Here is a 14,801-nt window from a genome sequence, read left to right as displayed (position 1 = left end):
GGGAGTCGTTTTACGGGCCTCCGGGCCCGACCCGCGCCACGGCCCCCGGGGCCTCCACGTTTCAAGGGCCTGAATCCGCCACTGCACCGAGGGCACGATGCCGGTTAAGAGATCCATCCCCGCATCCGGGACAGACGCCCTGATCGGCCAGACGATCGGCAGCCACTACACCCTGCAGCGCGTCCTGGAGCGTGGGCCGCGGGTTCAGGCGTTCCTCGCCACCCACCGCACCATGCACCGCACCGTCGTCGTGCAGCTGCTGGCGGCGGGGTGGATCGACGGGTCGCCCGCGGCGGTGCGCTTCGACGAGCAAGCCAAGGCGCTGGCCACCCTCGAGCACCCCAACATCGCCGCCGTGCACGACCACGGGCGCGAGTCGGGGCGCGTGTGGATCGCGGTCGAGTACGTCGAGGGCGAGACGCTGGCCGAGTACGTGCGGCGCATGGGCCGACTCCAGCTCGAGGGGTTCGTGCCGATCGCCGCGCAGGTGCTCAAGGGGCTGGGCGGCGCGCACGTGCGCCGGATGGTCCACGGCGACCTCAACGCCGACCAGGTGATGCTGGTCGAGGAGCAGGGCCGCGCCAACTACGTCAAGCTGATCGACCTCGGGATCGCGGCGCTGTTCGAGTGGCCCGAGGGCAGCGACGAAGAGGCGCCGGTGGTCGGCGAGCCGGCCTACCTCGCGCCCGAAGTCATCATGAACCGGCCGGCCGACGCGCGCTCCGACGTGTACGCGGTCGGCGTGCTGTTCTATCACATGCTGTCCGGCCGGCTGCCGTTCGAGGGCGACAGCCCGCGCGACGTGCTGCACAAGCACGTCAACGCCAAGCCGACGCCGCTCGAGACGGTCCTGCCGCCGGACCACAACGTCCCGGACGAGCTCATCCACCTGATCCACGACTGCCTGGCCAAGAACCCCGACAACCGGCCGACGGACGCCAACGAGATCGTGGAGCGGATGATCGATTGCGTGCCGGCGGCGATGTTCCGCCTGCCGGTTGCGGCCCCGCGCGCTCGCGTGGCGGCGAAGGACAACCTGTCCCGTGGGCCAGGTCCGAGCCCGGCCGAGGCGGCCCAGGACCGCGCGCGCTCGGCCACCCTCGCCGCCGCGGTCGAGGCCAGCGGCGCCCACCCGATCCCCGTCATCGAGCCCGCGCCGGCGGCCGTCGCCGAGGCGCCGAGCTCCGGCGGCGGCTCGGGCTGGATCTTCGCGCTGCTGGCGATCGTCGGCGTCGGCGTCGGCGTGTACTTCTACCTCGAGAGCCAGAAGCAACCGCCGCTGCCGCCGCCGATCGCGGCTCCCCCGCAAGAGTCCGCGCCGCCCCAGATCGCCGCCGGCCTGGCCAAGGCGCAGGAGTTCGAGACCGCCGGCAAGCTGTACGAGGCGCTCGCGGCCTACGAGGTCGTGCTGGTCACCGATCCGACCAACGCTCAGGCCAAGGAGCGGCAAGCTGCGCTGAAGGTCCAGATTCAAGAGCTGGAGGCGAAGGGCCAGCTGCCGCCGGAAGACACGAAGACCGAGACGCCGCCGGACACGAAGGTCGAGGCGCCGCCGGACACGAAGACGGACACGCCGCCCGAGACGCCGCCGGACACGAAGGTCGAGACGCCGCCCGACACGAAGGTCGAGACGCCGCCGCAGCCGGCCGGCCCGGTGGCGATCAAGATCGACGCGACGCCCAAGGCCGAGGTGCTGGTCGACGGGGTGTCGAAGGGCAAGACCCCGCTGACGCTCGAGCTGACGCCGGGGTCGCACCAGGTCGAGTTCAAGGCCAAGGGCTTCGACAACTACCTCGAGACGATCGAGGTCGCGGCCGACGGGCAGAAGGAGCTCAAGGCCAAGCTCAAGCGGTCCGACCGCAAGAGCTTCCGCGACGAGGAGAACGCGGCCTCGGAGGAGCTCGACCCCGAGGAGGGCGTCGGCACCAACATCGAGATCACGCGGCCCAAGAAGGGCGGCTGAGGCTCGCGCATCGCGGGCCGAGGCGCCACCTGGCGAAGAAGACAGGTGCATCGCGGCCAGGGGCCGCGCGCAGCCTCGCCTCGGCCGCGAGTAGCGATGGTACCTGGCGGAGAGACCAGGTGCACCGGTCGCTCAGTCCGCGCGCAGGACGACGATCCGCAGCGGCTCGTCTTGTCCGCGCTGCTCGCGGAGCACCACCGCGGCCGGCCCGAGCGCCGCGCTCGAGTCCTCGACCAGCCACCCGCCCTCGACCGTGAGCGCGGGGGCGAAGTCGGGTCGGCGGAGCACGGTGAAGCGCCGCTCCTGGCGACCGGCGACGAAGCCGGCGCCGAGCCACTCGATCCCGGGGGTGTCCTTCGGGACAGTTTGCAGCACCTCGCCGTCGCGGCTCAGCAGGGCCACCTCCGACCCGCCGAGCCGGATGTAGCCGTCGCTCGCGGGGTCGCGGGTCAGCGACTGGTCCTTCGCCAGGGTGTGCTCGCGCAGCGTGGCGCCTTTGTGCAGATCGAGCCACACGTAGGTCGTCGTCTGGGCGAACGCGAGGACGTCGGTGTCCTCGCCGGGGGCCAGGGCGACGCGGTCGGGCGGCAGCGTGCGGCGCCACCGCTGCTTGCCGGTGGCGACGTCGCGCAGCTCGACCTGCAGCTCGCTCTCGGAGTGCCGGCGCACGAGCAGCAGCCCCGGCGCCACCACGTGCGCCTCGCTGCTGAACTGATGCGCCTCGCCGGGGAACTGGGCCCGCCAGCGGATCTGTCCGGTCGAACATGTCCAGGCGACCATGCTCGTGCCGTCGATCGACCAGCACGCGTCGGCGGCGCCGTCGCCGTCGAACCGCCGGTACGGCTCGACCGCGGCGGACAGCTCCGGCCGGCGCCACAGCACCTTGCCCTCGCCGTCGACCGCGATCGCCTCGTAGGCGTCGGGCCTGGTCCGGACGCCGAGCAGGTACTTGCCGCCGATCCGCCCGAGCAGGTTCGGCGCGCCAACGCACATCATGCTGGCCGACTGCTCCAGTTCGTCGTGGAGGTGTATCTCGCTGCCGTCGAAGGGCTTGCCGATCGGCGCGCCGGTGTCGCAGCGGAACAGCCGTCGGGTGCAGGTGCAGGCGGTCGCGCAGGCGGTGAGCGCCGGATCGTCGACGGTCCAGCGGCGCCCGCGGGCGGCGAAGCCGTGGGTGATGTCGAGGCGGCAATGCGAATCGCCGCCGTTGTAGGCGCGCGCCGAATGGGTCGCCACCAGCTCGCCGCGGCGCGCGTCGACGGCGACGAGGTCGGGCCCGGCGTACAGCAGCACGCGATCGCCGACGGCATACAGGGTGTGTTCCCCGCGGGCCTCCGGCTGCGCCTGGACCCGCCACAGCTCGGCGCCCGTGACCGGATCGAAGCCGCGGAGGTGGCGGAAGTCGTCGTCGAGCACGACGACGCGATCGGGCAGGGCGACGACCCCCCGGCCGCGCACGTCGAGCGCGACGCGAGCGCCCGGCCCGGGCGCGAGCGCGGACGGCGGGGCTGCGGCCTGGTCGTCAGGACCGGTCTTTTCGGGCATGTCCGCAGGGACAGCCACCGGATCGACCGCCGGGCTCGGGGGCGCCGGCTTCGGCGCGCAGGCGACGAGCGCGAGCAGGACCGGCGAGAGACGCACCCGGAGAGCGTGCCGCAACGCGGCGAATTTCACACCCGGAGTCCGCGGCTCCGGCGGTAGCGCTGGCACAGGTCGCTGCCGGCCTCGACGCTGCGGCACGGCATCGGCCGCTCGCGATAGATCTCACAGCGCACCCGCGCGCCGATCCGCCCGCGCAGCGCGACGCAGCGGCCGTCAGGGTGGAGCCGCAGGTGCGCCGCGCCGTCGTCGTCGCGGACCACCAGCTTGCGCACCAGGTCGGGGCGGCGCCACAACGGCGCCGCGGGGTCGACCTCGATGTACTGCGCGAAGCCCTCGGACTGGTTCTCCGGGGTGTTCTGACAGCAGGCGCCGCAGCTCAGGCAGTCGTAGCGGGCCATGGCGGTCAGCCTCGCTCCCACGGGCGCGCGGGGGAGGGCCGGTGCGCGGGCGCGGCCGCGCTCGCCGATGCGACCTCGGCCGTCTCGCCGCGGCAGCACTCCTCGAGGTTGGTGCCGCAGCGGACGCACTGGCCGTGGCCGTGGACCCACACCAGCGCGAGTGGTTGACCGCACCAGGGGCAGCGCCTGTCGCACACCGGTTGCACGCGCGCACGGTAGCGTCGTCGCGCGGGCTTGTCGACCCGCCGGCGGCCGAGTCCGCGCCGCGCGCCGCGGCGTGTGGCAAGATCGCGGCGCATGCCCGCCTTCGTCGATCACTACCGGGTCCTGGGGGTCGCGCCGTCCGCCTCGGAGGCGGAGATCCGTCGAGCCTTCCGCAGCGCGATGCATCGCCACCACGCCGATCGCAACCCCCACGACGCGGCCGCCGGCGCGCATGCGGGCCATCGTGACCGCCCGCGACGTGCTCTGCGATCCGCAGCAGCGGGCCCGCTTCGACCTCGCGCGAGCGGGGCGGGGCGCGCCCGAGGTGCCCGTCGATCCGCTGTTCCAGGCCGCCGCCCGCGCGTGGGGTCAGGCGCCGCCGCCGAGCCAGCCGGCGCCGCCTCCCGCCCAGGCCTACGGCTGGGGCGCCGCCGTCGTCGCCGGCGCGGCCGGCCTCGCCGCCGCGCTCGGGCTGTCGCTGCTGGCGGCCGCCGGCGTGGCCCGCTCGGTCAAGACCCGCGGGCAGCGGTGACGGTCCCTGAGGACATGCTCTCGAGGACATGATTGAAGGGGCATGTCCCCGGAGACATGCCCGAACGACCACGAGCGCCGAGCGCGGGCCTGAGCGGCGCTCCGGTCGAGCAGTTCACGCGAGTCGGGCGCGCGACCGAAGCGTCCGAGGGCCATGTCGATACGAACATGTCGCTTCAGACATGCAGCCCGCGGCCCACGTCGGCGCGGCCGGCGACCGGCGCGGACCGCCCGACTGCGCGTCCGCCGGGAAACTCGATGTCTCGCGGGGCGCCCGGGAGGGCCGCGGAGCGCCGTTCGGCTGCATAACTTCCCGGCGCGCGGCGGCGCCCGTATAGTCTGGGGCAATCGTGCGCGTTCGCCCCCGACTTCGAACCATCCTCGGTCTGTCCACCCTCGCCGTCGCTTGCGGCGGCACCCGCGAGCGGGTCGTCCGCGACTGTCCGCCCGCCGCAGCGCCGGCGCCCGAGACCCCGGCGGCCGAGGCCCGGGCCGCCGCGCCCGAGCCGTTCGTCGATCAAATGATCGCCCCGCCCGGGCAGCACCCGTTCTCGGTGCTCGACCTGCTCGCGTTCGATCGGATCAGCGACCCCCAGGTCGCGCCCAACGGCAAGAAGGTCGCGTTCGTGCTGCGCAAGACCGACCTCGAGCACAACCGCGGGCGCAGCGACATCTACGTGATGGGGATCGACGGCTCGGGCCCGATCCGCGTGACCTCCGACCTCGACAGCGAGTCCAGCCCGCGCTGGGCCGGCGACAGCGAGACCCTGTACTTCCTCGGCAAGCACGAGGGCACGCAGCAGGTGTTCCGCGCCGCCATCGGCGAGACGCCGACGCGCGTCACCGACTTCCCGGTCGACGTGGGCGCCATCGTGCTCAGCGACGCCGGCCAGCTGGTGTTCTCTGCCGAGGTGTTCCCCGAGTGTGACGCGGCGCCCGAGGGCTCGCTCGCGTGTACGGCCGCGCTGCTGCGCGAGCGGGCGCGCAAGGACCACGGCACCGGCACGGTCTACAACCGCCTGTTCGCGCGCCACTGGGACGAGTGGGAGGACGGCCGGCGCGCGCAGCTGTTCGCCTGGACGATCAGCGGCGGCGGCGGCCAGCCGGTCCACGTCTCGCGCGGCATCGACGGCGACGTCCCGTCGAAGCCGTTCGGCGGCGCCGAGGAGCTGACGCTCACGCCCGACGGCAAGGGCGTGGTGTTCGCGGCCCGCGTCGCCGGCCAGACCGAGCCGTGGTCGACCAACTTCGACCTCTTCTACGCCCCGCTCGACGGCTCCGCGGCGCCGAAGAGCCTGACCGCCGGCAACCTCGCGTGGGACACCCGCCCGGCCTTCTCGCCCGACGGCAAGACCCTGGCCTACGCGGCCATGACCCGCCCCGGCTACGAGGCCGACCGCTTCAGCCTGGTCCTTCAGCCATGGCCGGAAGGACAGTCGAAGATCCTCACCGGCGGCTGGGATCGCTCGGTCGAGGAGTTCGTGTGGAGCGGCGACGGCAAGACGATCTACGCCGCCGCCGACGACATCGGCCGGCTGTCGCTGTTCGCGGTCGACGTCGCCAGCGGCGGCGCGCGCGAGCTGATCCGCGGCGGGGCCATCCACGACGTCCAGCGCTTCGGCGACCGCCTGCTGTTCCTCCGCAACGACCTCGCGCACCCCGACGAGATCTACACCGCGGGCCTCGACGGCAAGATCGAGCAGCTGTCGCACGTCAACGACGCCAAGGTCGCCGCGGCCGACGTCGGCGTGGCCGAGCAGTTCAGCTTCCCCGGCCACAAGAACGAGACGGTGTACGGCTGGGTGGTGCGCCCGCCGGGCCTGGCCGAGGGCGCCAAGGCGCCGGTCGCGTTCCTGATCCACGGCGGCCCGCAGGGCTCTTTCAGCGATCGCTGGAGCTACCGCTGGAACCCGCAGACCTACGCGGGCGCCGGCTACGCGGTGGTGATGATCGACTTCCACGGCTCGACCGGCTACGGCCAGGCCTTCACCGACGCGATCCAGGACGACTGGGGCGGGGCGCCGCTCGTCGACCTGCAGAAGGGCCTGGCGGCGGCGCTGGCCCGCTACCCGTGGCTCGACGGCGACCGCGTGTGCGCGCTCGGGGCCTCGTACGGCGGCTTCATGGTCAACTGGATCGCCGGTCAGTGGCAGGCCCCGTTCCGCTGCCTCGTCAACCACGACGGCGTGTTCGACAACCGCATGATGTATTACGCCACCGAGGAGCTATGGTTCCCCGAGTGGGAGCACCGCGGCCCGTACTGGCAGTTCGCCAAGCAGCACGAGGCCCACAACCCGGCCAACTACGTCGACCGCTGGCGCCTGCCGATGCTCGTCATCCACGGCGGCAAGGACTTCCGGATCCCCGAGACCCAGGGCATCGCCACCTTCACCGCGCTGCAGCGGCGCGGGGTGCCGAGCCGCTTCCTCTACTTCCCCGACGAGAACCACTGGGTGCTGAAGCCGGCCAACAGCAAGGTGTGGCACGACAACGTGCTGGCCTGGCTCGACACCTGGCTGCGCGCGCCGGCGGCCGCGAAGTAGGCTGTCCGTTCGGGCAGGCGGACGGGTCCGAAAGCGCAGGTGATGGGGCCTGTGCTTCCGGACATGTCCCGCGGGGCATGTCCCGTCAGCTGCGCTTCGGGCCAGGTGAGGCTGCCCGCAAGGACAGCTCGACCGGACTCGCGTTCAGCCGCGGCGAGCGGCGCGGGCGGCCGCCGCCGGGCCGGACACGCGCGGGGCCTTCGGGGCCAGCAGGGTCGCCTGGATCAGCGCCGCCGCGGCGAAGCAGCTGTAGGCGAGCGCGCCGATCAGCTTGGCCGTGGTGTCGGTGAGGTCGGTCTGCGCCGTCTTGTGGGTGGCGACCAGCCAGACGTCGACGACCAGGAACGCGGCGCCGCCGAACGCCATGAGCAGGTAGGGCAGGGCGATGCTGCCGCCGACGATCGGGCGCAGCAGCCACACGAGGTAGAGGCCGCCGGCGAACACGATCGCGTCTGACAGGGTGCTGATCCCGCTGCTGACCGCGCCGGCCCACGCGTCGCTGGTGGAGGGCATGCCGCGGCTGGCCAGCTCGAACACGTTGTAGGCGATGAACGCCAGGCCGGCGAGGGCCAGCGAGCCGATGACGAGGAGGGCCCGGGCCGCGCGCCGCCTGTCCGTTCGGACAGCAGCTCCGAGCTGCCGAGCACCCGGCCGAAGCCGATGATCGAGCCGGCGAAGAAGATGTTGCCGAAGATGAGGAGGATGTTCTGCAGCTGGACGCCGGCGATCGACCAGCTCTGCCAGGTGGCGAACCGGATCAGCGGGACCACGGCCATCGACAGCAGCAGCACCGTCCACGGCCGTCGCGGCGGGTCGCCCGCGCTGAAGCGGAACACCACGAAGGCGAGCACCGCGACCACGAGGACCTCGAGGCCGCGCTGCCAGGCGTCGCCGGCGCTCGCGCCCAGCAGCAGCTTGGCGGCGTAGCGCCCGCCGACGGCGACCAAGCAGAAGAGCAGACCCAAGCCCCGCGGCGCGTTCATGACGCCTCCTCCGCGCCGAGGTCGGCGAGCACGCGGACCGTCACCTCGTTGCCGATCAGCGTCCGCAGCATCGGCCGCAGCGTGGTCTGGGCCACCTCGAGATCGTCGAGCCCGAGCTCGGCGGCGTCCTTGCCGGCCCGCTTGCAGATCATGGCCAGCGCGCGCTTCGCCGTGTGCGGGCCGAGCAGCGGCGTCAGCACGCTGACGACGCGCTCGGCGAGGGGGCCATCGATGGGCTGTACAGGCGGCACAACCGTCGCTCAGGTGACGGCGCCGGCCACGGCGCCCAGGGTCGATGCAGCTTATCGCACCTTGTCGTCGCGCGATCGCCGGGGTCGCCGACGGATCACGACTGGCGAGCGGCCGCGCCGTGAGATTGATTCGTGATCGTGCGTGCGCAGGAGCGGCGCGCGAAGTCGTCAGGTAACGCACGCCTTCGCGCGTGCGCGCACGTTCGTGGCGGTTAGTCTCCCGCCACCTTTCGAGGGAGCAGGTATGGCTGCGATCGAGATCCGCGAGGCGTTGACGTTCGACGACGTGCTGCTCGTCCCGGGCTACAGCGAAGTGCTGCCGGCGCAGGTCGAGGTGCAGAGCCGGCTGACGCGCGACATCATGGTCAACATCCCGCTGGTGTCGGCGGCGATGGACACCGTCACCGAGGCCGCGACCGCCATCTGCATGGCGCGTCACGGCGGCCTCGGCGTGATCCACAAGAACCTCACCCCCGAGCAGCAGGCTCAGGAGGTGCGCAGGGTCAAGCGCAGCGAGAGCGGCATGGTGGTCGACCCGATCACCGTCACCGCCGAGCACACCCTGCGCGAGGCGCTCGCGCTCATGCACGCGCACGGCTTCTCGGGGCTCCCCGTGGTCGAGGGCAAGCGCCCGGTCGGGATCCTCACCAGCCGCGACGTCCGCTTCGAGACCAACCTCGACCAGCCGGTCGGGCGCGTGATGACGCGCGACCCGATCAGCGTGCGTCAGGGGATCGCCCTCGAGGACGCGCTCGCGCTGCTGCACAAGCACCGCATCGAGAAGCTGCTGGTCGTCGACGCCGGCGGCGAGCTGCTCGGGCTCATCACCGTCAAGGACATCCGCAACGCCCAGACCCACCCGCACGCGATCAAGGACTCGAGCGGGCGGCTGCGCGTCGGCGCGGCGGTGGGCGTCGGGGCCGACACCGAGGCGCGCGCGCAGGCGCTCGTCCACGCCGGCGTCGACGTGCTCGTCGTCGACACCGCGCACGGCCACTCGAAGGGCGTGCTCGACACCCTGCGCGGGATCCGTCGCAGCTTCCCGGATCTGCAGATCATCGCCGGCAACGTCGCCACCCCGCAGGGCTACCGCGCTCTGGTCGAGGCCGGCGCCGACGCCGTGAAGATCGGGATCGGCCCGGGATCGATCTGCACCACGCGCGTGATCGCGGGCGTCGGCGTGCCGCAGATCTCCGCGATCCTCGAGGCCGCCGAGGAGGCCAAGAAGCTCGGCGCGCCGATCATCGCCGACGGCGGCATCAAGTACTCCGGCGACGTCGTCAAGGCGCTGGCCGCCGGCGCCGACACGGTGATGATCGGCTCGCTGTTCGCCGGCACCGACGAGGCGCCCGGCGAGCTCGTGCTCTACCAGGGCCGCAGCTACAAGGTCTACCGCGGCATGGGCTCGCTCGGGGCGATGAAGGCCGGCAGCAAGGACCGCTACTTCCAGGGCGGCGTGTCCGACGATCGCAAGCTCGTGCCCGAGGGCATCGAGGGCCGCGTGCCGCACCGCGGGCCCTTGGCCGAGAGCCTCTACCAGATCGTCGGCGGCATCCGCTCGGGCATGGGCTACTGCGGCGCCGCCGATCTCAAGGCGCTGCGCGAGGGCTCGGTGTTCCGCAAGATCACCGCGCAGGGCCTCCGCGAGAGCCACGTGCACGACGTCATCATCACCAAGGAAGCCCCGAACTACCGGGTGGACGGATAACGCCTCATGGCCCATCAGACCCTCGTCGTCCTCGACTTCGGCTCGCAGGTCACCCAGCTGATCGCCCGGCGCGTGCGCGAGCTCGGGGTCTACGCGGAGATCCTGCCGTACCACACCTCCGCCGAGAAGCTGGCGCGCGCGCGCCCAAGGCCATCATCCTCAGCGGCGGTCCGTCGTCGCTCTACGACGAGGGCGCGCCGCTCGACCCCGCCGTCCTCGAGCTCGGCGTGCCGGTGCTCGGCATCTGTTACGGCCTCTACTTGATGGTCGCCGGCTCCGGCGGCCAGGTCGATCGCGCGACCCGGCGCGAGTACGGCCCGGCCGTGTTGACCGTCGCGCGCCCGGAGGGCCCGCTGAAGCGCCTGCACGCCGGCGATCGCCTCGGCGTGTGGATGAGCCACGGCGACCGCGTCGTCTCGCTGCCGCCGGGCTTCCACAACCTCGCCTCGTCGGACAACTGCGAGCACGCCGTCGTCTTCGACCCCGACCGCAAGCTGTGGGGCGTGCAGTTCCACCCCGAGGTCACCCACACCGAGCGAGGGGACGAGATCATCGCCACCTTCCTCGACGCCGCCGGCTTCGCCCGCGACTGGAGCGCGGCGCGCTTCGTCGACGAGGCCGTCGCCGCGGTGCAGGCCCGCGTCGGCACCTCCGGCTCCGTGATCTGCGGCCTGTCGGGCGGCGTCGACTCCTCGGTCGCCGCGCTCCTCGTCGAGCGCGCCATCGGCGAGCGGCTCCACTGCATCTTCGTCGACAACGGCGTGCTGCGGAAGGACGAGCGCGCGGACGTCGAGCGCATGTTCGCCGGCCGCCTGCACAACAAGCTGATCGTCGCCGACGCCCGCGAGCGCTTCTTCGCCGCGCTGCAGGGCGTCACCGACCCCGAGGTCAAGCGCAAGCGGATCGGCGCCACCTTCATCGAGGTGTTCGAGGAAGAGGCCAAGAAGCTCGGCGGCGCCGACTTCCTGGTCCAGGGCACGCTCTACCCCGACGTGATCGAGAGCGTGAACCTGCGCGGCGCCTCGGTCACCATCAAGACCCACCACAACGTCGGCGGTCTGCCCGAGCGCATGCGCATGGGCGTGGTCGAGCCGCTGCGCGAGCTGTTCAAGGACGAGGTCCGTCGCCTCGGCCTGCTGCTCGGGCTGCCGGAGGAGATGGTGTGGCGCCACCCGTTCCCCGGCCCGGGCCTGGCGGTGCGGGTCCTCGGGGAGGTGACGCCCGCGCGCTGCGATCTGCTGCGCGAGGCCGACGCGATCATCGTCGAGGAGATCCGCAAGGCCGGGCTCTACCGTCAGCTGTGGCAGGTGTTCGGCGTGCTGCTGCCGGTGCAGAGCGTCGGCGTGATGGGCGACGGCCGCACCTACGAGAGCGCGCTGGCGATCCGCGCCGTCACCAGCACCGACGCGATGACCGCCGACTGGGCCCGGCTGCCCTACGAGCTGCTGGCGACCATGAGCGCGCGCATCATCAACGAGGTCCGCGGCATCAACCGCGTCTGCTACGACATCAGCAGCAAGCCGCCGGCGACCATCGAGTGGAGTGACGCCCGGTGGCCGCGGGCCGTCTGCTGGGCTATCGTGGTCCGACCATGCGCGTCCCTCACGATGACGGCCCGCCGCCGCCCCCGCGTCCGCCCAAGGGTCGCAAGCGGCCCGGCGAGCGGCCGGTCGAGGCTGGCGCATCGGACATGTCGCAAGAGCCAGGCCGTGCCGCGGTGACGCCGACGTCCGGCGGCGGCGAGGCGGGGAGGGGCCGTCGCTGCGTCCGCAGTCCCTGGCCGAGTACGTCGGCCAGGCCGCGCTCAAGCGCAAGCTCGAGGTGTTCGTCCGCGCCGCTCGCGGCCGCGACGAGCCCCTCGACCACACGCTGCTCCACGGGCCGCCCGGCCTCGGCAAGACGACGATGGCGCACATCCTCGCCCACGAGCTCGGGGTGCGCATGCACCTGACCTCGGGGCCAGCCATCGAGCACAAGGGCGTGCTCGCCGGGCACCTCACCGCGCTGGGGTCGCGCGACGTCCTCTTCATCGACGAGATCCACCGGCTCGCGCCGACGGTCGAGGAGAGCCTCTACTCGGCCATGGAGGACGGCCGCATCGACCTGCCGGTCGGCGAAGGCAACCGCGCGCGCACGATCGGCTTCGAGCTGGCGCCGTTTACCCTCATCGGCGCCACCACCCGCACCGCGCTGCTCAGCGGGCCGCTGCGCGACCGCTTCCAGATCATCGAGGCCATCGAGTTCTACGGCGACGACGAGCTGGCGGCGATCGTCTGCCGCACCGCGTCGATCCTCGGCGTCCCGGTCAGCGGCGCGGCGGCGCTCGAGATCGGCCGGCGCTCGCGCGGCACCCCGCGGATCGCCAACCGACTGATCCGCCGCGTCCGCGACTTCGCCCAGGTCCGGGGCGCGCGCTCGATCGAGCTCGCCGACGCGACCGCGGCGCTGCTCGAGCTCGGAATCGACAGCGAGGGCCTCGACATGCTCGACCGCCGCCTGCTGACGATGATCGTCGAGAACTTCCGGGGCGGCCCGGTCGGCGTCGACGCCCTCGCGGCCAGCCTCGGCGAGCCGCGCGACACCCTCGAGAGCGTCGTCGAGCCGTTCCTGCTGCAGCGCGGCTTCCTGCTCCGCACGTCGCGGGGGCGCGTCGCGACCATGAAGGCCGCGCGTCACCTCGGCCTCGAGCTCCCGCCCGGCTGGCAGGGCGCGCTCGATCTGTAGGAGCGGCGTTCATCGGCTCGCGGTGGCACGAACCACCGTTCGCCGCGCAACTGACACCGACGCGCGCGGGTGAGCGCCTGAAGCCGAGATGTAGGGCCTCCTCCTGCCGTTTTACGCGTGATGGGTGTGTACGCCCCCAGACTTCGTCGCCCGTGATATCCTGGCCGTCGAGTGGGTGAGGGGGTTCGTAGACATATGAGAGTCGAGCATTGGTTGGCGAGTGGCTGTGCGTCGTTGGTTCTGTTCGCGTGCTCCGACGACGGCGCGGGCGGGTCCACTGCGGGCACGATGGGCAATCGGGGACCGGGATCACGAGCGCCGCGAGCGAGGCCACGGCCGGCACCGCCGGCACGGCCGACGAGTCGGAGACGGGCGGTTCGGAGGGCTCGGGCTCGGCGACCGCGACCGGGACGACGGCGCCGACCACCGGCGCGCCGACAACGACCACGACGGGGCCGACGAGCTCGACCACCGCCGAGCCGATGACCGGGACCGCGAGCACCACCGAAGGCCTGTCCGAAGGGACATCCGAGGGCACGAGCCAGGGCACGACCACCAACGGCCTCACCGACGGGACCACCACGAGCACCACCGGCCTCGAGCCGGGCGTGTGCGGCGACGGTCAGCTCAACGTCGGCGAGCAGTGCGACAACGGCCCCGACAACGGCCCCGACGCCGCCTGCAGCGAGGAGTGCCTGCTCAACACCTGCGGCGACGGCAAGGTCGATCCGGGCGAGACCTGCGACCTCGGACCGGACAACGGCCCCGACAACGGCTGCTCGGTCACCTGCGACATCCTGCCGACCTCGTGCGGCACGCAGGAGGCCGAGGCGGAGCTGATCCCGAAGCCGGTCGACATCATCATCACGATCGACAACTCGGGCAGCATGGGCAACGAGATCGTCGGCGTCCAGGACAACATCAACGTCAACTTCGCCCAGATCATCGAGAACAGCGGCCTCGACTACCGCGTGATCATGGTGTCCCGTTTCGGCAACGACTCCGCCGAGAGCGTGTGCATCGAGGCGCCGCTCGGCGGCATCGGCCAGGGCGGCTGTACCAACCCGCCCAACAAGCCGGTCAACGGCGACCGGTTCTTCCACTACAGCGTCGAGATCGGCAGCCACAACTCGTGGTGCCGGCTGCTGGCGACGCTGAACGGCAACACCAAGGACGAGTACAACTTCGCGCCGATGGGCTGGCAGCAGTGGCTGCGCCCCGACGCGTTCAAGATCTTCCTCGAGCTCACCGACGACGGCGTCGAGTGCTCGTACAACAACATCAGCTACGACGACAACAACAACGTCAACAGCGGCCTGACCGCGGCCACCAAGTTCGACGAGCGGCTCATCGCCGTGGCCCCGCAGCACTTCGGCGACTCGAAGGAGAACCGCAACTACAAGTGGTACAGCATCGTCGGCATGGCCTACAACAACCCGGCCGACAAGCCGTACTCGGACGTGGATCCGATCGTCACCGGCAAGTGCCCGACGGCCGCCGACAACGGGACCGGCTACCAGACGCTGAGCAACATCACCGGCGCGCTGCGCTTCCCGCTGTGCGACACGAGCAAGTACGACGTCGTGTTCCAGGCGATCGCCAACGGCGTGGTCGCGGACGCCAAGATCGCCTGCGACTTCGAGATCCCGCCGCCGCCGGAGGGCAAGACGCTCGACGAGAACTCGATCGTCGTCGAGTTCACGCCGACCGGCCAGATGAACCCGCTGCTCCTCGGCAAGGTCCCGAGCATCGACCAGTGCGACTCGATGTCGTTCTACGTCGAGAACGGCAAGGTCATCCTCTGCCCCGACGCCTGCGACCTGGCGCAGGACGACAAGGACGCGACCCTCAAGGTCGAGTTCACGTGTGACCCGCTGATGCCGCTGTGAGCGGC

The 14,801-nt window shown here is 71.9% G+C and carries 12 protein-coding genes and 2 pseudogenes; 9 read left to right on the top strand and 5 right to left on the bottom strand.

The features are described 5' to 3' along the window. The first annotated feature begins 97 nt into the window (after window positions 1-97). Window positions 98-1,963: a protein kinase domain-containing protein gene (locus OV079_RS13815; protein WP_267768886.1), complete on the top strand. Its 1,866-nt coding sequence runs from the start codon at window positions 98-100 to the stop codon at window positions 1,961-1,963. A gap of 132 nt (window positions 1,964-2,095) precedes the next feature. Here the strand turns inward: OV079_RS13815 and OV079_RS13810 are convergent, their stop codons facing one another. The 3 genes from OV079_RS13810 to OV079_RS13800 all read right to left on the bottom strand — a co-directional run bounded on the left by OV079_RS13810 (window position 2,096) and on the right by OV079_RS13800 (window position 4,169). Beyond that, window positions 2,096-3,508: an outer membrane protein assembly factor BamB family protein gene (locus OV079_RS13810; RefSeq protein WP_267768884.1), complete on the bottom strand. Its 1,413-nt coding sequence runs from the start codon at window positions 3,506-3,508 to the stop codon at window positions 2,096-2,098. A gap of 125 nt (window positions 3,509-3,633) precedes the next feature. Beyond that, on the bottom strand, window positions 3,634-3,963 hold the full coding sequence (locus OV079_RS13805) for a YkgJ family cysteine cluster protein (protein ID WP_267768882.1): 330 nt from the start codon (window positions 3,961-3,963) through the stop codon (window positions 3,634-3,636). Between the two features lie 5 nt (window positions 3,964-3,968). Then, the gene (locus OV079_RS13800) at window positions 3,969-4,169 is read right to left on the bottom strand and encodes a hypothetical protein (RefSeq protein ID WP_267768880.1); all 201 of its coding nucleotides are present in this window, start codon (window positions 4,167-4,169) and stop codon (window positions 3,969-3,971) included. A gap of 91 nt (window positions 4,170-4,260) precedes the next feature. Here OV079_RS13800 and OV079_RS57850 point away from each other — a divergent pair. The 3 genes and pseudogenes from OV079_RS57850 to OV079_RS55860 form a co-directional block, all read left to right on the top strand. Further along, a pseudogene (locus OV079_RS57850) lies at window positions 4,261-4,380 on the top strand (J domain-containing protein); the annotation flags it as partial. Window positions 4,381-4,411: 31 nt separating this feature from the next. After that, a complete protein-coding gene (locus OV079_RS13795) occupies window positions 4,412-4,699 on the top strand; it encodes a hypothetical protein (protein WP_267768877.1) in 288 nt (95 codons plus the stop codon). A 349-nt stretch (window positions 4,700-5,048) separates the two neighbouring features. Beyond that, a complete protein-coding gene (locus OV079_RS55860; protein ID WP_267768875.1) occupies window positions 5,049-7,241 on the top strand; it encodes a S9 family peptidase in 2,193 nt (730 codons plus the stop codon). 144 nt (window positions 7,242-7,385) lie between these two features. On the opposite strand, the gene OV079_RS13785 is transcribed toward OV079_RS55860, so the two are convergent. Continuing rightward, window positions 7,386-7,778 (bottom strand): hypothetical protein, encoded by a 393-nt coding sequence (locus OV079_RS13785; protein WP_267768874.1) that lies wholly within the window; start codon window positions 7,776-7,778, stop codon window positions 7,386-7,388. 123 nt (window positions 7,779-7,901) lie between these two features. On the opposite strand from OV079_RS13785, the gene OV079_RS13780 reads away from it, so the two are divergent. Continuing rightward, window positions 7,902-8,168, top strand: a complete 267-nt coding sequence (locus OV079_RS13780; RefSeq protein WP_267768872.1) for a hypothetical protein — start codon at window positions 7,902-7,904, stop codon at window positions 8,166-8,168. 52 nt (window positions 8,169-8,220) lie between these two features. Here OV079_RS13780 and OV079_RS13775 read toward each other — a convergent pair whose 3' ends face one another. Continuing rightward, on the bottom strand, window positions 8,221-8,475 hold the full coding sequence (locus OV079_RS13775; protein ID WP_267768870.1) for a hypothetical protein: 255 nt from the start codon (window positions 8,473-8,475) through the stop codon (window positions 8,221-8,223). A gap of 244 nt (window positions 8,476-8,719) precedes the next feature. Here OV079_RS13775 and guaB point away from each other — a divergent pair, with 244 nt between their 5' ends. The 4 genes and pseudogenes from guaB (at window position 8,720) to OV079_RS13755 (ending at window position 14,796) form a co-directional block, all read left to right on the top strand. Then, entirely contained in the window at window positions 8,720-10,183 is a 1,464-nt protein-coding gene (gene guaB, locus OV079_RS13770) for an IMP dehydrogenase (protein WP_267768868.1), read from the top strand. Between the two features lie 6 nt (window positions 10,184-10,189). After that, window positions 10,190-11,724 (top strand): annotated as a pseudogene (gene guaA, locus OV079_RS13765) (glutamine-hydrolyzing GMP synthase); the annotation flags it as partial. A 142-nt stretch (window positions 11,725-11,866) separates the two neighbouring features. Then, window positions 11,867-12,907, top strand: a complete 1,041-nt coding sequence (gene ruvB / locus OV079_RS13760) for a Holliday junction branch migration DNA helicase RuvB (RefSeq protein WP_338089074.1) — start codon at window positions 11,867-11,869, stop codon at window positions 12,905-12,907. A gap of 248 nt (window positions 12,908-13,155) precedes the next feature. After that, complete coding sequence (locus tag OV079_RS13755) at window positions 13,156-14,796, top strand: hypothetical protein (protein ID WP_267768866.1); 1,641 nt, start codon at window positions 13,156-13,158, stop codon at window positions 14,794-14,796. Window positions 14,797-14,801: the final 5 nt, after the last annotated feature.

Source organism: Nannocystis pusilla, assembly GCF_026626665.1.
Lineage (GTDB): Bacteria > Myxococcota_A > Polyangia > Nannocystales > Nannocystaceae > Nannocystis > Nannocystis pusilla.
Note: the sequence above shows the minus strand (reverse complement) of the source record. Positions and strands in the feature narration are given on the sequence as shown.

What these genes read in the sequence shown, in the direction of transcription:
- OV079_RS13805 (WP_267768882.1), bottom strand. Translation starts at nt 3,963, where the DNA reads ATGGCCCGCTACGACTGCCTGAGCTGCGGCGCCTGCTGTCAGAACACC.
- guaB (WP_267768868.1), top strand. Translation starts at nt 8,720, where the DNA reads ATGGCTGCGATCGAGATCCGCGAGGCGTTGACGTTCGACGACGTGCTG.
- OV079_RS13810 (WP_267768884.1), bottom strand. Translation starts at nt 3,508, where the DNA reads ATGCCCGAAAAGACCGGTCCTGACGACCAGGCCGCAGCCCCGCCGTCC.
- OV079_RS13780 (WP_267768872.1), top strand. Translation starts at nt 7,902, where the DNA reads ATGATCGAGCCGGCGAAGAAGATGTTGCCGAAGATGAGGAGGATGTTC.
- OV079_RS13815 (WP_267768886.1), top strand. Translation starts at nt 98, where the DNA reads ATGCCGGTTAAGAGATCCATCCCCGCATCCGGGACAGACGCCCTGATC.